Annotated in this window: 10 protein-coding genes; 3 read left to right on the forward strand and 7 right to left on the reverse strand. The window is 39.5% G+C overall.

Annotated elements, in window-relative coordinates:
- The first annotated feature begins 354 nt into the window (after positions 1 to 354).
- The 3 genes from AB7E53_RS03540 (at position 355) to AB7E53_RS03550 (ending at position 4,854) form a co-directional block, all read left to right on the forward strand.
- On the forward strand, positions 355 to 2,745 hold the full coding sequence (locus AB7E53_RS03540) for a TonB dependent receptor (RefSeq protein WP_446774191.1): 2,391 nt from the start codon (positions 355 to 357) through the stop codon (positions 2,743 to 2,745).
- Between the two features lie 90 nt (positions 2,746 to 2,835).
- Positions 2,836 to 3,999 carry a 6-bladed beta-propeller gene (locus tag AB7E53_RS03545; RefSeq protein ID WP_446774193.1) on the forward strand — a complete coding sequence of 388 codons (1,164 nt, stop codon included), beginning with the start codon at positions 2,836 to 2,838 and terminating at the stop codon, positions 3,997 to 3,999.
- Between the two features lie 57 nt (positions 4,000 to 4,056).
- Positions 4,057 to 4,854, forward strand: coding sequence for a hypothetical protein (locus AB7E53_RS03550; protein WP_446774195.1), 798 nt, complete (start codon positions 4,057 to 4,059; stop codon positions 4,852 to 4,854).
- A gap of 81 nt (positions 4,855 to 4,935) precedes the next feature.
- On the opposite strand, the gene AB7E53_RS03555 is transcribed toward AB7E53_RS03550, so the two are convergent.
- The 7 genes from AB7E53_RS03555 to AB7E53_RS03585 form a co-directional block, all read right to left on the reverse strand.
- Positions 4,936 to 6,213, reverse strand: coding sequence for an acetylxylan esterase (locus AB7E53_RS03555; RefSeq protein WP_446774197.1), 1,278 nt, complete (start codon positions 6,211 to 6,213; stop codon positions 4,936 to 4,938).
- Positions 6,214 to 6,302: 89 nt separating this feature from the next.
- Positions 6,303 to 7,565: a DUF2264 domain-containing protein gene (locus AB7E53_RS03560; protein ID WP_446774199.1), complete on the reverse strand. Its 1,263-nt coding sequence runs from the start codon at positions 7,563 to 7,565 to the stop codon at positions 6,303 to 6,305.
- 162 nt (positions 7,566 to 7,727) lie between these two features.
- Complete coding sequence (locus AB7E53_RS03565) at positions 7,728 to 8,873, reverse strand: MFS transporter (protein WP_446774201.1); 1,146 nt, start codon at positions 8,871 to 8,873, stop codon at positions 7,728 to 7,730.
- A 37-nt stretch (positions 8,874 to 8,910) separates the two neighbouring features.
- Positions 8,911 to 9,765: a carbohydrate kinase family protein gene (locus AB7E53_RS03570; RefSeq protein ID WP_446774202.1), complete on the reverse strand. Its 855-nt coding sequence runs from the start codon at positions 9,763 to 9,765 to the stop codon at positions 8,911 to 8,913.
- 46 nt (positions 9,766 to 9,811) lie between these two features.
- Positions 9,812 to 11,395: a glycoside hydrolase family 32 protein gene (locus AB7E53_RS03575; RefSeq protein WP_446774204.1), complete on the reverse strand. Its 1,584-nt coding sequence runs from the start codon at positions 11,393 to 11,395 to the stop codon at positions 9,812 to 9,814.
- A 191-nt stretch (positions 11,396 to 11,586) separates the two neighbouring features.
- On the reverse strand, positions 11,587 to 13,308 hold the full coding sequence (locus AB7E53_RS03580) for a RagB/SusD family nutrient uptake outer membrane protein (protein WP_179399838.1): 1,722 nt from the start codon (positions 13,306 to 13,308) through the stop codon (positions 11,587 to 11,589).
- Positions 13,309 to 13,319: 11 nt separating this feature from the next.
- Entirely contained in the window at positions 13,320 to 16,430 is a 3,111-nt protein-coding gene (locus AB7E53_RS03585) for a SusC/RagA family TonB-linked outer membrane protein (RefSeq protein ID WP_446774206.1), read from the reverse strand.
- Positions 16,431 to 16,509: the final 79 nt, after the last annotated feature.

Consider the following 16,509-nt stretch of genomic DNA (forward strand, 5'->3'; position numbering starts at 1 on the left):
TGTGATCCCAAAAATTACAAGGAACTATTACCTCATAACTGGAAAAAGTAATCTAAAAAATTATCTTGCTAAAGCTATAAATAGAATAATACTATTTTATCACACGTACTACACCGAATACTTACAATTCAAAAAAATTAAAGTATACAGGAAGCGGACTTAATAGATTAACAGGAAGTTACAATATAAGGCAACATTGCCGTATGATATCTATTTAACAGCTTATTAATCAATTTTAATAGATTAATTACCTAACCCCGCAGAATTAATTATATATTTGAGAAAAATATTGAAGGACTTTTGTTAATCTGCATGTATGAATACAAAAACATCCATACTTAATCCTTGCAAACCATGAAACTAGAACGACTGATTCTTTTCGTTTTAGTGCTGCATTCAACTATATATATCTGGGCAGATTCAAATGTCAGGTATTCTATTGAAGGTAGTTTGCATGATACCAGTGGACAGTCCATTAACTACGCAACGGTAACTCTGTTATCTGCAATTGATTCAACGTATATAGGAGGTAGTATCACCAATGAGGATGGAAAATTTAGAATCAACAGTATATCATCTGGCAGATATACATTGCAAATAACTCATTTGCTGTTTAAACGTAAACATGTAGACGTTGTAATTAAAGACAATATGGCCTTATCTCCAATTGTTTTAGAAGACAATATCAATGAATTAGGGGCTGTTATTGTTACCGCCAATGCAATTCAGCATAAACCAGACAGATACATTGTTTCATTGCAGGGGAATCCAATAGTCAAAGGAAATAATACAACGGAAGTTCTTGGTCTAATGCCCGGGATCACCAACGAAAGAGGAGTTTTAAAATTAAATGGAAGAGACGTCTCTCAAATTTATATAGATGGACGTAAGCTAAGAGATCGAAAAGAACTGGATGCTATACAGGCTGATAATATTGATAAAATTGAAATTATATATCTTTCAGGAAGCGAAGAAGATGCAGGAAGTACAGGTGGAATTATAGATATTAAACTCAAAAAGCTAGTTAATGGAGGATACTATGGATCAGTATCCGGCGACTATGCTCTTCTTCTTAACGAAGGGCATTACTCAGATAATATAAATGCATCCGTAAATTATGCATATAAGAGACTAAGTGTCTATAATTATCTGTCTTATAATGATTTCAAACAAACAGATACGTATGAAATCAGCTCAATCTATAAGCAGTTGGAGCAGAATATAACGATGAGAACTTATGAGAGAGGATGGAAGCAAAGCTTCTCTGACAGGTTAAACCTATCCTATGAACTGAATAAAATGCATAGTATTGGCATTAATGGAAGGTTAAGTATTGCTGATGCAACTCCAATTCAACACTCCAGTTCTATCGTAAAAAATAGTAACGAGACTACTACGAATTCAACTGGCTCGGATATTAACAATGATACAAAGAACAGGCAATATCAATTGGCATTGAATTATAATTGGCAGATTGATTCTAAAGGATCCAACTTCAAACTTATTGCTGATTATCTGAATTTTTCAAATCAAATCCAACAAAACGGCATTTATAGATATGGAATTAATAGTGAATCAGAAACTAATAAATACTCCAAAAATGATATAGACAATAAAACCGATATGTATGAAGTTGACGCCAGATTTGCAATTATGATTGGGAAGAAAGGTCAGTTAGATTTTGGAGCAAACTACAGTCTGAATAAATCTGATCAACAATTGGATTATCAACATTTAATAAATAATGCATGGATTGCTGATACTGATTTATGCGATAATTATATGTTGGAAGGAATAAAGTATGCAGGATATATGTCGTATTCCTCAGCAATTGGCAAGAAAATAAAATATAAAGCCGGTTATAGAATTCAACAAAATAAAATAAGTTACCATTCAAAAAAGATATACGAAACAAACTTACGTACTTATTTTGGATTCTACCCCTCTCTTAGCTTAATGTACAATATTAATCCTCAGGATGGTACATACATTAACCTAAATTATCAACGAGACATGGATCCAATTCCATATAATGCCATATCTCCTGTTATTGTGTATAATAATGAAAATTCATATACAAAGGGTAATGTAAATATTAAACCGGTCAATTTTCACATAATTATGCTTGGAACGGCATATAAAAGCAAATGGAATCTAAACTATTTATTTGTTTCGGGAAACGATTTATTGTATTACAAGACATTCGTCGACGAGAAAAATCCTTTAGTAACTTATACTATGCCTGTAAACAACGGGCGTATGTACGGACATAGCTTTGCTACAGACCGTACATTTAAAATATCACAGTGGTGGAGTATAAAGGGTAATTTAAGGTTAGAGTGGATGAAATATAAGGGACTAGAAATCAATACCGCTGCATGGAAACCCTATGTATTATTAACAAATACATTTAATACCCTTTCTGGGTGGGGTGGTAATTTAACAGCATATTTAGAGCCTACCTACAAATCGCAAGAGCGTACCTATAAAGCGGTCTATGGATTGTACGGTAAAGTGTATAAATATCTGCTAAAAGAAAAGCTACTGGCAAGTCTTAACTTTACAGCTCTTGCCCGTAACAGACAGATAATAATCGATACCCCGGATGTACTTTCCAAGAAAAGGTATCTCACAAGCCAAACAGGTATATCAATCGGAATAACATATAATTTCAATGGAGGTAAAAAAGTGACAACAAAACAAGTTCAAAGTATTCAGAAATATTATGAATACAAAGATAAATAGATTTTTTGGCTTAGCCTGTAGCTCTCGTAAGAGTGCTAATAGAACCTATTAACTCTCTGAATATCAACCATTAATTACAACTCCAAAAACATGAAAAAGGCAACATTAGTATTGGTAATCGCTTTGCTCGCAGGCTTGGCTGGATGCGGGCAAAAACAAGCTATTAGCGATGATATAATCGTTGTTGACATTACGAAAGCTCCTTCGTCCAAAAAGGAATTGATTCTTCAGGATTTTATGGATGTGGAATATGTTGCCTTGGAAACAAAAGATGACTTTCTTAATCGAGGTGTTGTGCATGATATTGGCAAAAAGACAATATTGGTAACCAACCAAGACGATGGGGATATTTTTGTTTATGACAGAACCGGAAATGCATTAAGAAAAATAAACCGTAGAGGCCAAGGAGGTGAAGAATACATTAGTTGTTTTAATATTACTTTAGATGAGGAGAACGAAGAAATGTTTATTAACGACATCTCTCTCCAAAAGATTCATGTATATGACTTATATGGAAACTTTAAACGGAGTTTTCAACACAAAAAAGGTAACGGGACTTTATTTTATAACGACATATTTAATTATGACAAGAATAATCTGATTTGTTATGACCAATACAATGAAAAAATTCCATTTGTTCTTATTTCAAAAAAGGATGGCAGTATTACCAAAGAAATCAAAATTCCCTTTAAAAAGAAAATACTACTATTACAGCAAACAAGAGATGAAGAACATATTTATATAAAGACCCCGGGACCTTATCGTAGAATTATAACCTTCAAAGGCAATTGTATATTATCAGAAACTTCATCCGATACCGTATATACATTATCTCCAGATTATAGTTTATATCCGCTTTTAGTAAGAACTCCTTCTATCCAAACTATGAATCCGGAGGTATTTCTTATATTAAGGTTTTTTTCAGACCGTTATTATTTTATGGAAACAATTAAAAACGTATTTGATTTTAGTACAGGAAAAGGGTTTTCTAGAACTTTTTTCATGTACGACAGGCAGGAAAAAGCATTTTTCAATTATACAGTTTATAATGGCGACTATACAATCAAAAAAGAGATATACATGAACTGGTTAAGACCTGTAAATCACGAAATCGAATCTTGGCAAGCTTTAGATGCGAACCAGCTCATAGAATCCTATAATAATGGTGAGCTGAAAGGGAAACTGAAGAAAATTGCTGCAACACTAAATGAGGATTCAAACCCTGTGATAATGCTGATTAAGCATAAGAAATAGACTAGTTAGGATATTGTCCGAATTTGATAAATATGTATTACCTTAAATAATTATGATATGCAAAAACTAATTATTGGAATTTTGATTTCCACTTGTATTCTTACAATGTTAAGTTGTAACAAAGATGAGGCATATGATATATATGCAGTCCCTTTGTATGTTCCAATACTGGAAAGTATGAATATGCCTCGTCCGGAAGGATCCTATAACTATCCTGTAATTCCCAACACCAAAGAATGGATTAAGCTTAATGACAGGGAGCAGATGGTTGACGTTTGCCAGATTAATAAGTCGGTAGTAAAAGCGATGTCTACTCAGGCTCTTATTCAAGCATTGTGGGAGTACCCATTATATGCCGATTTCTTTGCATGGGAGAATACACAAAAAGGATACGAGTTTGTTTACGAAGAATTAAATGTTTTTCAGGAACTTAAAAAGCGTTCCGATGCAGCCAGTTGTCTGCTTTACAGATACCAGAGAGTTTTAGAAAAACACAAGAAGCATGCTTTTGCTCATTATTTGCTGGAAATGCATTTAGCTCAAAATTATTTCATTTCGCAACTTACCTCTGATGAGAAAAAGGCTGTTGTAAAACGGGCATTAGAAATTTATACTATAAGACAACAGGATCCGGAGTTTACGGATACGTTTATGGCGATCGATATAACATTCTACCTTGTTGGACGAATAATGATCCACGACCAATACAAGCCTTTTGTTGATAAACTATCAATCAATCCGGAATGGGAAAAACTATTTACAGAGCACGTGTATAATTTTTATAGATCTCCAGATGAAGCTAATGAGTTTCTGGAAACAATAATCGGTATGGCAAATGATTACATAGAAAAATAGATTTCTGTTTCTACATACTGAAAACAGATAAGGCCGGCTCAATCAGATTTGAACCGGCCTTTAATGTCTATATGTTACTATTTATTTTTTACACTGACTTCTGATCCATGATATGCGGGCTGAATTCTGTTCGGGGAAAGTCCAATGGCCTGTTTCAAGGTACAGATGAAGATCTTTGGGGGCTTTGATAACATTATAAGCTGCATGCATAGATGTGGGAGGGCAAACCACATCGTTATAACCCCAGCTGTACCATCCAAGTGCTTTTACCCTGCTCGCAAAATTCACAACATCAAAATAAGAAAGTGTTTCTACTTCGTTAGGCTGAGGTTTGGCATTCTTATAATAATGCGGCCAACCTCCTGCCCGGTTGTTCAGGTATCCTGCAAAATCGCTTAGAGCCGGATACAATGCAGCCAGGAATTTGATTCGGGAATCCAGTCCGGCTGTAATGATGGACAAAGCTCCTCCCTGACTGCCACCTGTTACTCCTACCGTTGCTCCATCAAACTCAGGCAACGAATAAATGAAGTCTACAGCTCTTACGCATCCAAGATATACCCGTTTGTAATAGTGATTGTCGCGGTCGTTCTTGTTAATCCCGTTATAATTGCGCAAGGCTCCTGTTGCAAGGCTATAATAGAGCTCTTGAGGTAAATTAACCGGGATTCCGTGAATACCTATTTCAAGAGAGATTATATCTTCACCCATATTGGACCCTCCATAGGGACGGATACCAGCACCCGGTACCAATAAAACAGCCGGATATTTACCGGGTTTTACCGGAACGGAAAGCATACCGTAAACACGTGAACCTCTCATGTCATTCTGAAAACTTACATGATACACGTTAAGCGAAGAGGTACACTTTTCGGGAACCAACACCATGGTAGGATCAAGCGGCGTTTTACGTGCTTCATCAATCGAGTTGCTCCAGAAAAGATCGAAGTCTTTCGGATCGGGGGTGGTAGGGCGGATCTTTTCTGCTTCATAGGCTACAGTTGCCAATCCTTCGTATTCTTTACCATCTACTTTTGCAACCACACGGCAACGAAGAAAGCCCGGCTCCTTCAAGGAGGCTTTCAGTTCTGTCTTACCGTCTTTCAGAACCACATTCTGTTTCTTAACAGAGGGAAATGCCTCCGGGCCCAGTTCATAGTCGACCGTAACATTATCCAAAAGAACCTGACTTTTAAAAACCTGCACGGTAAATTTCGCCTCCTGTTTAATTTTATATTCCCAGTTGGAATGATCGGGAGATATAACCACACTAATCAGTTTCTGTGCGGGCTGAGCCATTGCAATGCCGAAAGGCATCAATAAAAACAACACGAGAAATGGAATTAAAAGCTTTTTCATAGAATTATTCATTTATGTTTTAATATAAGATTATCTTAAAGAATTTCATTGTTTCGAATGGGACAACACAAAATGTATTTAATCTCCAACTAATAGTTTACTGCATAATCCTTTGGGAATTTATCATTTGCAAATGCCTTTTTTGCTGTCCAGTCGGCTGCAGGTGCTGTCCAAAAAGAGTCTGTTGCAGGCAGTCCAAGAGCCAGAAAGCATTCGGACGTAAGGTACATACTTCCATTGTTGCTATATGAATCTCCTAACTCAGGCTGTTTGCCGGCAAATCCGATAGTCAGAAATCCTTCAGCATTAAAATTAGTGGGATTCGTAAATATCCGTTTTTGTACAGCCGTAAGCGCTGCCCTTACCTGCCCTTCGGAAAGCTTTTCGGGCAATAACTTTTTCCAGGCCAGCAACGATAAGGGCTGGAAAGCTCCTGTACGGTAGGTGAGTGACCGTCCAAAAGGAGGAAAAGTCCCTTCGGGAGATATCATACGCTCCAGTTGTTCCGAATAACGCTGAATTCTTTTTAAAGCCTGATTGTACGCTTTCTTTTCCGATTCGCTTTGTTCGGAAAAGACTTCGAGAATCTCCAGCAACATGGGCTGAATTACAAATGAATTATAGTAATCATAATGAAAACGCTCGCCATCCATATACCATCCGTCACCCACATACCATTCATTCATCTTTCTGATGGAAAGATCAACGCGCATCGGATCGTATGATTCGCCAACCGACTTAAAAAAGGCTTCATTCATGGCTGCGAAAAGCAACCAATTTGAATAGGGAGGTTTAACTCGTCTCAATTGTTTAAGTTCCGATATGATTCTTTCTTTGGTGACCTTATCCTGGGGTTCCCACAATTGCTTAGGAGCTCGGATCAATGCATTGGAGAAGAATGCCGAATCAACAAGCGGCTGTCCTTCGGAATGCCATAACAGATAATCCGGACTTTTGGGATCTACTGAGTGAGCATAACTCTGTAAGGCCCATTCCCTGAGTTGTTTCCTTTGTTTGCCTTCCTGAGTTTCGTCGTCGGGGAGTGAAAGCCACGGGGCCAGACCAGACATTAAACGACCGAAACACTCCATATAGGTAACGGATTTATCTCTTCCATCCCATGTTGGGCTGACTTCAACAGACATTCTTTTTCTGAGTTCGCCTTTAGCCATTGCAGATAAAACGGGTTCGGCCATTCTATACATCAAGTCGCACCAGTATGCTCTGTCATTTCTATCTGTTACATCTGTTTTTTCTGAAGAATTATGTATGCCGACAGCCTGGGTGTCTTGAGTGATAATTCCTAATGCAGCGCCGGCTGCCATTGTTTTTACAAAATCCCGTCTTTCCATGTAGTATCAGGTCCTATTATCTTAAATTAGTTTTCTGCAATATTGATAGAATGAACAATACGACGTTGCAAAAATAACGCTCTTTTTTGTAAAACAAGTATTATAGTAGAAAACAAACAACTCCCCGCCTCTGATTCATTCATGAAGCGGGGAGTTGTGACTTTATTTAATCTTTGGGGCCAGAACAACTAAGTACATGACACAAATTGTTAGAACAATTACCGCGCCGATCTGTCCCGATAAGGCATCGGAAGCAATACCCATCAACAAGGGGAAGACAGCTCCTCCGGAAATTCCCATTACCATGAGGCCGGAGATCTCGTTGTTTCGTTGAGGTAGATGAAGCAGCGCTTGCGAAAACATGATTGAAAATACGTTGGAATTACCGAACCCGATCAGTGCCACGCAGATGTAAAGCGATAAAAGGCTATGTCCGAAATAAAGTCCGCCAACAGCTATAACCATGGAGGCAACACTGATAATGAAGAATTTTTTGGCAGAAAAACGGGCCAGGATTATAGCTCCGGAGAAACAACCGAGTGTTCGAAACAGAAAATAAAGGCTGGTTGAATATCCCGCATCAGCCAAGGTCATGTCCATACGCTCTATCAGCAACTTCGGTGCCGTAAGGTTGATACCTACATCAATACCGACATGAACCAAGATGCCCAGAAATAACATAAACACAAGCTTATCACCCAACAGACTAAAGCATTCCGAAAATGTAGACTGTTTTCCTTCAATAGGCTGCTCTTTTATATTTGTAAGAGACAAAGTTCCCGCGGCCAATATTGCGATGACTCCAAAAATAGGGAAAAGCATCTTCCAATCGCCGAATGTTATAACTGCCCAAGCAGCTATAATTGGTGCCAGAAACGAAGCGATCGCTTTAACAAACTGACCGAGTGTGAGGCTGCTGGCCAATCGGTCGCCCGCAACTATGTTGGCAACCAACGGATTTAAAGAGACCTGCATCAATGTATTTCCGATTCCCAGTAAAGAGAAAGAAAGCAGCATAAATGTAAAACTGTAACCGACTACCGGAATCAACAAAGCCAGAGCTGTTACAAGCAGACTGATAACTACTGTCTTTCGCCGGCCGATCTTGTTCATCAGCATGCCGGTTGGAACCGAGAAAATCAGGAACCAAAAGAAAACCATGGAAGGCATCAGATTCGCCATGGTATCAGACAACATAAAATCTTTCTTTATGTAATTCGTAGCAATACCAACCAAATCAACAAAACCCATCGAAAAGAAAGCAAACATCACCGGGATGATACGTGCATAGGAATTTGAACTTTTCATAGACTATAATGCATAAAGTAAATACTCGCGTAAATTATCATACGGTCCACGCTCCGGCTTTGGTACAAACGTATGCAGCTTTATCAACGGCAAACTGATGTGACTCCTGCAATGATTTTCCCTCTATGAGCGATGAGATGAAAGCCCCCGTAAATGAATCGCCGGCTCCTACCGTATCCACCACCTTCACTTTGGTTGTTTGAATGCAGGAATAATCGTCTTTTGTAATTACCTTACTATAATCGGCCCCGGCTGTAAGAATCACGACCTTCAGGTTAAAATGGTTGAGAAACCATCTGCAGGCAGCGTCCTCATCGTATCCATCCAATGGAAACATCTCACGCAGCAACTCTAACTCATCATCATTCATTTTAAAAACGTTGCACAACCGAAGAGATTCTTCAATTATCTGCTTCGAATAAAAATGCTGACGAATATTTATATCCAATATACGATAGGCACTTTGAGGTACCAGGGATAAAATTTCATGAATGGTACTTCTGGATACTGCCGAACGCTGTGCCAATGTTCCGAAACAAATCGCATCGGTACGTCTTGCCATCTGTTTCACCTCATCCGTTGCCGGGATATAATCCCAAGCCACATTCTCTATTATCGTATAATTGGGAATTCCTTCTTTCAGCTGCACCAATACAGTTCCGGTTGGATAATCCACCCTTTCTATGAAATAGCTTAGTTTTATTTTATCAAGCTCTTGCAAAATTTCATCTCCAAGCGCATCCTTACCGATAGCACTGATAGCGTAGCTCTCGGCTCCCAGAAGTGAGGCATGATAGACAAAATTAACCGGTGCCCCTCCGGCTTTTTTCCCGGATGGAAGCATATCCCACAGAAGCTCTCCAATTCCAACAATTACAGGTTTATTTTTCATGTGCGTACATTTTATTGTTTGTTGTATCTATTATCGGTTGAAACTTTTATTTCCATATGGATTTTAATTCGGTAATTGAGGCTTCGCCCAACCGTATCTGTCCGTTCTCGGCAAAGATCTCGATTATATCAAAATCTTCGGTTGGATAGTAAAGATCCGTGATCACCACTTTATTATCCGCTGCAAAAAATTCAAGAGATGTTTTATCCACCACTATTCTCCAGTCAGCGTAATTACCATTTGCAATAAAAGGAACTATATGGGTGAGAGCAAACTTTTCCGAGAAAACTTCACCAACGGCATTGGTACGGTCTACATAAAAGAATGAATCCACATTATCGTACCCCACCGTAATATATTCTCCACGCGAGTTTTTCAATGTAATACCATATTTGGAGGGGAATCCCATTTTTGTTTTATCTGCAATGTCAAATCGAAGTCTGATATCTACCGGCGACTTGGCAAACGGGATTCTATCCGAGATTGTCATGATGCCTTTTATGTCCTGATTAATAAACTCCACCTTTTCGCCGTACAGTTTTTCAATCTCTTTTACCGGTTCGGATGTAAGCAGGTAGGTGTCCAGCTCTTTAACCAATCCCAGTTCACGCGGGAAGGTAGCAGCTCCGCTCCACTCGATGCAAGGCTTTTCGCCTGCATATTCCCAATTGTTCATCCATCCGATAAGGATCCTGCGGCTTTCGGGAGCGTTGCTCCAGGTTACCCCTGCATAATTATCCTTCCCATAATCCATCCATTGGGTTTTGGATTGTGCCGAAATAAATTCTTTTCCATTAAAATCACCTACAAAATATTGGGTTGCAGAACCTCCGGCAGGTCCTCCGGGATTAATGTTGACAATCAGTACCCACTTGGTTTCATTGGATCCTTTAACCTGCAACGGGAACAGATCCGGACATTCCCAAACACCTCCATGTTCACCACGCCCCTCTCCGAACTCACTCAGATAAGTCCAGTCAAGGCAATTGGGAGATGAGTAGAATTTAATAACCTGCCCTGAAGCGATACTCATAATCCACTGTTTCGAATCATTATGCCAGATAACTTTTGGATCTCTGAAATCGCGGATTCCGGGATTCTTCACAACCGGATTTCCTTTGTATTTGGACCAGGTACGCCCTTTGTCCAGACTATACGCGATAGCCTGAGATTCGATTTCGGTAAACCTGCCCTCTTTTTCCGCCTTCATGTCGTGATAGGTAAAAAAGGCAACTAAAGGAGGATTTTCCTTTGTTCCTAATCCGGAGGTGTTATTGTGGTCGGCAACAGCACTACCGGAAAAGATGTAACCCAGACTGTCCGGATAAATTGCTATGGGCATATGCTCCCAGTGAACCAGGTCTGTGCTGATAGCATGCCCCCAGTGCATCGGTCCCCAAACCGACTTTTCGGGATAATGTTGATAAAACAGATGGTATTCTCCTTTGTAATAAACCATTCCGTTGGGATCATTCATCCAATGCTTTGGCGGCGTAAAGTGAACCTGCGGACGGAATTTTTCCTGAAATTTATTCCCTGCACCTGATCCTTCGTTATCATTTGATTTAGTCTGCATACATGCTGTCGCTAAAAGCAGCATGGATAGCAAATAGAGATACGTTGTTTTCATATAGATCGTTTTTACTCAATGTTTATATTAAGATAATTAGTATTAGTTATATGCTTTTAATCCTCATAGACTTCATATTACGATGACTCGTCTTTATCAGATTAATATTCTATCGCATTTAACAATATTGATTAGTAAGATTTGAAGGCAAACCAAAAATAGTAAAAAAATTGGTTTGCCTTCTATATTATTTACCATCCGTAATTCTGAACATATAACTTTTTGCTAAAGTTAATCTGCTGTTTCGGAATAGGAAAGTATTCGTCTCTGTTTTTTGTAAATTTTGCTTCGCGAAGATGCTCACGTCTAGTTTTCTCAACGGCGAAGTAGCTGTTGAGGTACTCGGCGGCTATTCCCCATCGTACCAGATCAAAGAACCGGAATCCCTCCATTGCAAACTCCATACGGCGCTCCCAACGTAATGCCTGACGGGCAAAGTCGTTTGTCCAGGTGCAATTAATTCCCGGTTGATAGGTACCGACCACAAACTTGCCTGTAGGATCACCTTGAACATCCACTAAACGGGCGGTGCTGTTTGCGGCTCTTTCACGTATGGAATTGATTAAAGGCAATGCCTCTGATTCGCGCCCTAGTTCAATAAGGGCTTCGGCTTTCCATAACAGGACATCATCATAACGGATTATATCCCTGTTTTTTGAACTCGACATAAAGGGATTTACCTTTTCAAAGCAAGGGCAATCGGGCAATACAACCTCTTTTAATGACATAAAAGCTCCATAAACCTCTGGTTGTCTGTTCCACCACGCTTCAAAAATAAACTCAGGATTGTATTTGTAGGGAAGTCCGGGTATAGCCACACTGTGATTAAGACGCGGATCCACATTATTTTGTAATAAATCATCCGGAGTATTCAGGTTCTTACTATTGAAATCGGCAAACTTGGGTAATCCTTTATCGTCGGTTTGAAATGAATTTACCAGATTTTGAGAAGCCTGATGAAATCCACAGCATCCATATTCCGGATTCATGGGATAATTTAACATGGCACCCCAATCCAGGCGACCATGTAATGTTCCATCGTTTCTTGAATGCTGAACAGCAAAAATGGATTCTTTACTATTTTCTGTTTCGCAGAGGAAATTATCCGCATAATCGGCATTCAAGCCATATTTACCGGAATTTATAACTTCACTGGTTAGATTCACCACCTCCGTTAGTTTATCTTTGTTGATGTTTGTCACGTTATGCTTTTCATCTTGTTCGTAGGCTGCATACAATAATGCCTTGGCAAGATATGATTTGGCCATCCATTTGTTGGCTCTACCCACCTCAGCATTATTATCAGGAAGGGTTTGAGCTGCAAAACGGAATTCTTCAATGATTTTATCCCATAGCTGCTGACTTGTAAATTCTACGTTGGATACATTGATGTATTCTTCCACCGGTACAGTTTCGTCAATAAAAGGAATTTGTTTGAACAACAGCTTCAGCTCGAAATAATAATGAGCACGAAGGAATCGCATTTCAGCTATACGGATCATCTTCTTTGAAAAATCGGCTTCGTCGATGGCATTCAATCTGGCCAACGCATTATTTGCCCTTGATATGGCGACATATTCCTTGTACCATTTACTATCCAGCAAACCGATATCGTCTCTGAGGTAAGTAAACGTTTCATAAAAATGGAATTCCTGCAAATCTCCCGTTCCTGCACCTCCCTTATAGGCATCTCCGGAGCGAAGGTCTCCGTAGGGCCAAGGACTGTTTGGTTCGGTGTAATGATCGTTACCTAAACTCGAATAAGCTGCTATGACCATTTTCTCCACATTTTCAGGAGTATTCAGTTGTTCGTTGCTCAAAACTCCTTTCGGGTTCTCGTCCAGGAAAGAATCGCATGAAAAAAGGAGAACCGACAAAGAGCAGCATGTAAATATATATTGCATTGTTTTCATAATTCTATCAATTAAAAAGTTACGTTCACACCAAAAGTTACTGAAAAAGGAATTGGATAAGACAAATTGGGAGTTTCCGGATCTACACCGGTAAACGCATCGTCGCCCCAGGTCTTTTTAACCGTCAGCAAGTTCTGCCCCATTACATAGATTCGGGCATTTTTCATGTAAACCGACTTTAACAGATGCTCTGGAATGGTGTATCCAATCTCCATATTAGCCAGTTTAAGGTACGAAGCATTCTCAATGAAATAGGATGAGTAACGACTTTCATAGTTGTTATCATTTAATGATAAAGCAGGAATAGTGGATGAACTGTTTTGAATAGTCCAGGCATCCAGCGTTCTTTTACCATAATTATGTCCACCAAAGAAACTAATGAAATCGGTATACCTCTTCACTTCATTGTTTACGTTATAACCAACCAACCCATTCCAAAACATACTGAAATCGAAGTTTTTCCAATTAACGGCCACATTCAAGCCATAGATAAAGTCGGGATCCGCCACACCCAACCAGGTTCTGTCTTCATCATTTATTTTTCCATCCTTATTTACATCCTTAAATCGGATTCGGCCTACCCCTTTACCTGTTTGTTCCACATGTGCATCCACCTCTGACTGATTCTGGAAGATCCCTTCGGCCACATATCCGAACATTGAATTTAATGGTCTCCCCAAAATTGTCTGATCGTTTCCATTACCTGCATACGAATTGATAACATCTTCCGGTAGCTTTACCACTTTATTTTTATAACTCGAAATATTACCTGTTACGCTCAATCCAACATCTCCTATTTTATCATTGTAGGAGAGGATGAATTCAAATCCTTTATTATCGAGCGTTGCGCCGTTTACCCAGCGGCTTCCACCTTCGCCGATGGTAGCAATATAAGGAGGGTTAATTAAGATATCCTTCGTACTTTTTGTAAAATAATCCAACGAACCGGAGAACTTCTGATTGATAAATCCAAAATCAAGACCGATATTATTCTGCGTAGTAGTTTCCCATTTCAAATCGGCATTCATCTGTTGAGTACGACGGTAACCCGATAGCAAATCGCCGGTTCCGGTTCCACTGATGTCGTATGCCGTTCCATGATCACTGTCCCACGTTGGGTCTGTTCCATATAAAGCCTGATACAATGCCGGCGAAGCGAAATCCCCAATCTCCTGATTACCCGTCTGCCCCCATCCATAGCGTAGTTTCAAATCCGAGACATAAGGGAAAGCAGCTTTAAAGAACGATTCTTCACTCAGACGCCAACCGAATGAAAATGCAGGAAATGTTCCGTAACGGTTGTTTGCTCCGAATCTGGAGGATCCATCGTAACGGACCGTTGCCGATATCAGGTAACGATTATCAAAGCTATAGTTTACCTTTCCAAAGTAAGAGAGCAACGAATAGGCAGTTGCAGAACCGGCATTTCTTTTGTTTGATTCACCTGCATCAAGGTACATATAATCCGGATCTTCCGAAGCAAAGACATCCCTGCCAGCCGATATTGCATTGAATGAATATTTCATCATCTCCTGTCCGCCCATCACATCCACTACATTTTTACCCAACTCGAAATTATAACTCAACGTATTACTTAATATCCAGTTACCTCCGTAATTTGCAGAGTTATCCAACCGGTTGGTGGACTCCGACATAAATCCGGATACGTAAGTGAGCTGCATATTTCGCTGCCAATAACCGGTATAGTCGATTCCAAATTTCGATCTGAAGTGCAAGTTCTTCAACACTTCAAGGTCAAGGTTCACATCCCCAAACAGACGAACTACATCTTCATGGTTTTGTTTATTATCTTCTATGATACGCACCGGATTATGTCTGTCGCTCATCCCTGCAACCGGACCGCCCCAACCGCCATCCAATGTGTAAACCGGAATAATAGGCTGAATCTCGTGGGTCATATTTAAAATACTCTGTGCATTAATAAGTGATTTGCGCATCTTGGATATTGAAAAATTCTCACCTATCTTCAGTTTATCATTTATCAGGGAATAATCAGAGTTAATACGTGCAGTAAAGCGGTCGTATTCCGTACCCTTTACTGTTCCTTGATTATTAAAGTAATCTAAGGAGAATAGAGCGCGTCCTTTTTGAGTTCCTGTTGAAAGTGTCACGTTATAATTTTGTGTCAAGCCGGTACGACCCACTTCATCCACCCAATTCGTATTAGCCGGCTTCATTGTTTTTTGCTGATCCAGGTATTCAGGCATAATTACCTTATCAAGAACATATCCAGTGGCTGCATCACCGTGCCATTCGAAATTGTACACACCGAAGTTGGGATTCACACCGTCATTCATAGCTGCGCGCCATTGCACCATACCTCTTTCTTCTGCATCAAGTAATTCGAGGGATTTTGAATAATCCTGCGCTGTCAACGAAGCCCTGAAGTCGACTTTTGTTTCATTATTTTTTCCTTTCTTCGTTGTTACGATAACAACCCCGTTGGCTGCCCTTGATCCGTAAATACTGGCCGAAGAGGCATCCTTCAATACTTGAATTGATTCAATATCGGTTGAAGAAAGCTCGTTCATTGATCTCTTACTAGGTACCCCATCAATTATATAAAGAGGATCGTTGTTCCCCAATGTACCAATACCGCGTATCCGTACTGTGGCACCACCATCCGGAGCTCCACTGGATTGAATGAACACCCCCGGCACACGACCTTGCAAGGATTTCATCGCATTACCGGTACTGATATTTTCAATATCGTCCATCTTCACTACAGAAACCGATCCTGTAAGATCCGCTTTCTTTTGAGTTGAGTAACCTGTCACAACAATCTCAGATAAAGCCTTGGCATCTTCTTTCAACAGAATTTGTTTGGGAATTCCTTTAACAGGAAGTTCTTGCGTTAAATAACCTACATAGCTAATCTGAATAACACTGCCTGAAGAGGCATTTAAGGTGAAATTTCCATCCAGATCGGTTATTGTTCCGTTCGTGGTTCCTTTTTCAATAATAGAAGCTCCGATTATCGGAAGATTGTCTGTTTCAGAAATTACGGTTCCCTGAATAGGAACTTGCTGAGCATAGGACCATTGTGTCCAGAAAAACAGAGTTATAAGCAGACTCCATTTAAAAGAATGTGACTTCATCATATTATTATTTAAAATTAATTGAGCCGCAATATTACTCTATGTCCAGCGCCAACTCTATAAAATATGAATCAGAAACGAT

This window comes from Macellibacteroides sp. (assembly GCF_050251695.1).
Lineage (GTDB): Bacteria > Bacteroidota > Bacteroidia > Bacteroidales > Tannerellaceae > Macellibacteroides > Macellibacteroides fermentans.

What these genes read in the sequence shown, in the direction of transcription:
- AB7E53_RS03540 (WP_446774191.1), top strand. Translation starts at nt 355, where the DNA reads ATGAAACTAGAACGACTGATTCTTTTCGTTTTAGTGCTGCATTCAACT.
- AB7E53_RS03545 (WP_446774193.1), top strand. Translation starts at nt 2,836, where the DNA reads ATGAAAAAGGCAACATTAGTATTGGTAATCGCTTTGCTCGCAGGCTTG.
- AB7E53_RS03550 (WP_446774195.1), top strand. Translation starts at nt 4,057, where the DNA reads ATGCAAAAACTAATTATTGGAATTTTGATTTCCACTTGTATTCTTACA.
- AB7E53_RS03555 (WP_446774197.1), bottom strand. Translation starts at nt 6,213, where the DNA reads ATGAAAAAGCTTTTAATTCCATTTCTCGTGTTGTTTTTATTGATGCCT.
- AB7E53_RS03560 (WP_446774199.1), bottom strand. Translation starts at nt 7,565, where the DNA reads ATGGAAAGACGGGATTTTGTAAAAACAATGGCAGCCGGCGCTGCATTA.
- AB7E53_RS03565 (WP_446774201.1), bottom strand. Translation starts at nt 8,873, where the DNA reads ATGAAAAGTTCAAATTCCTATGCACGTATCATCCCGGTGATGTTTGCT.
- AB7E53_RS03570 (WP_446774202.1), bottom strand. Translation starts at nt 9,765, where the DNA reads ATGAAAAATAAACCTGTAATTGTTGGAATTGGAGAGCTTCTGTGGGAT.
- AB7E53_RS03575 (WP_446774204.1), bottom strand. Translation starts at nt 11,395, where the DNA reads ATGAAAACAACGTATCTCTATTTGCTATCCATGCTGCTTTTAGCGACA.
- AB7E53_RS03580 (WP_179399838.1), bottom strand. Translation starts at nt 13,308, where the DNA reads ATGAAAACAATGCAATATATATTTACATGCTGCTCTTTGTCGGTTCTC.
- AB7E53_RS03585 (WP_446774206.1), bottom strand. Translation starts at nt 16,430, where the DNA reads ATGATGAAGTCACATTCTTTTAAATGGAGTCTGCTTATAACTCTGTTT.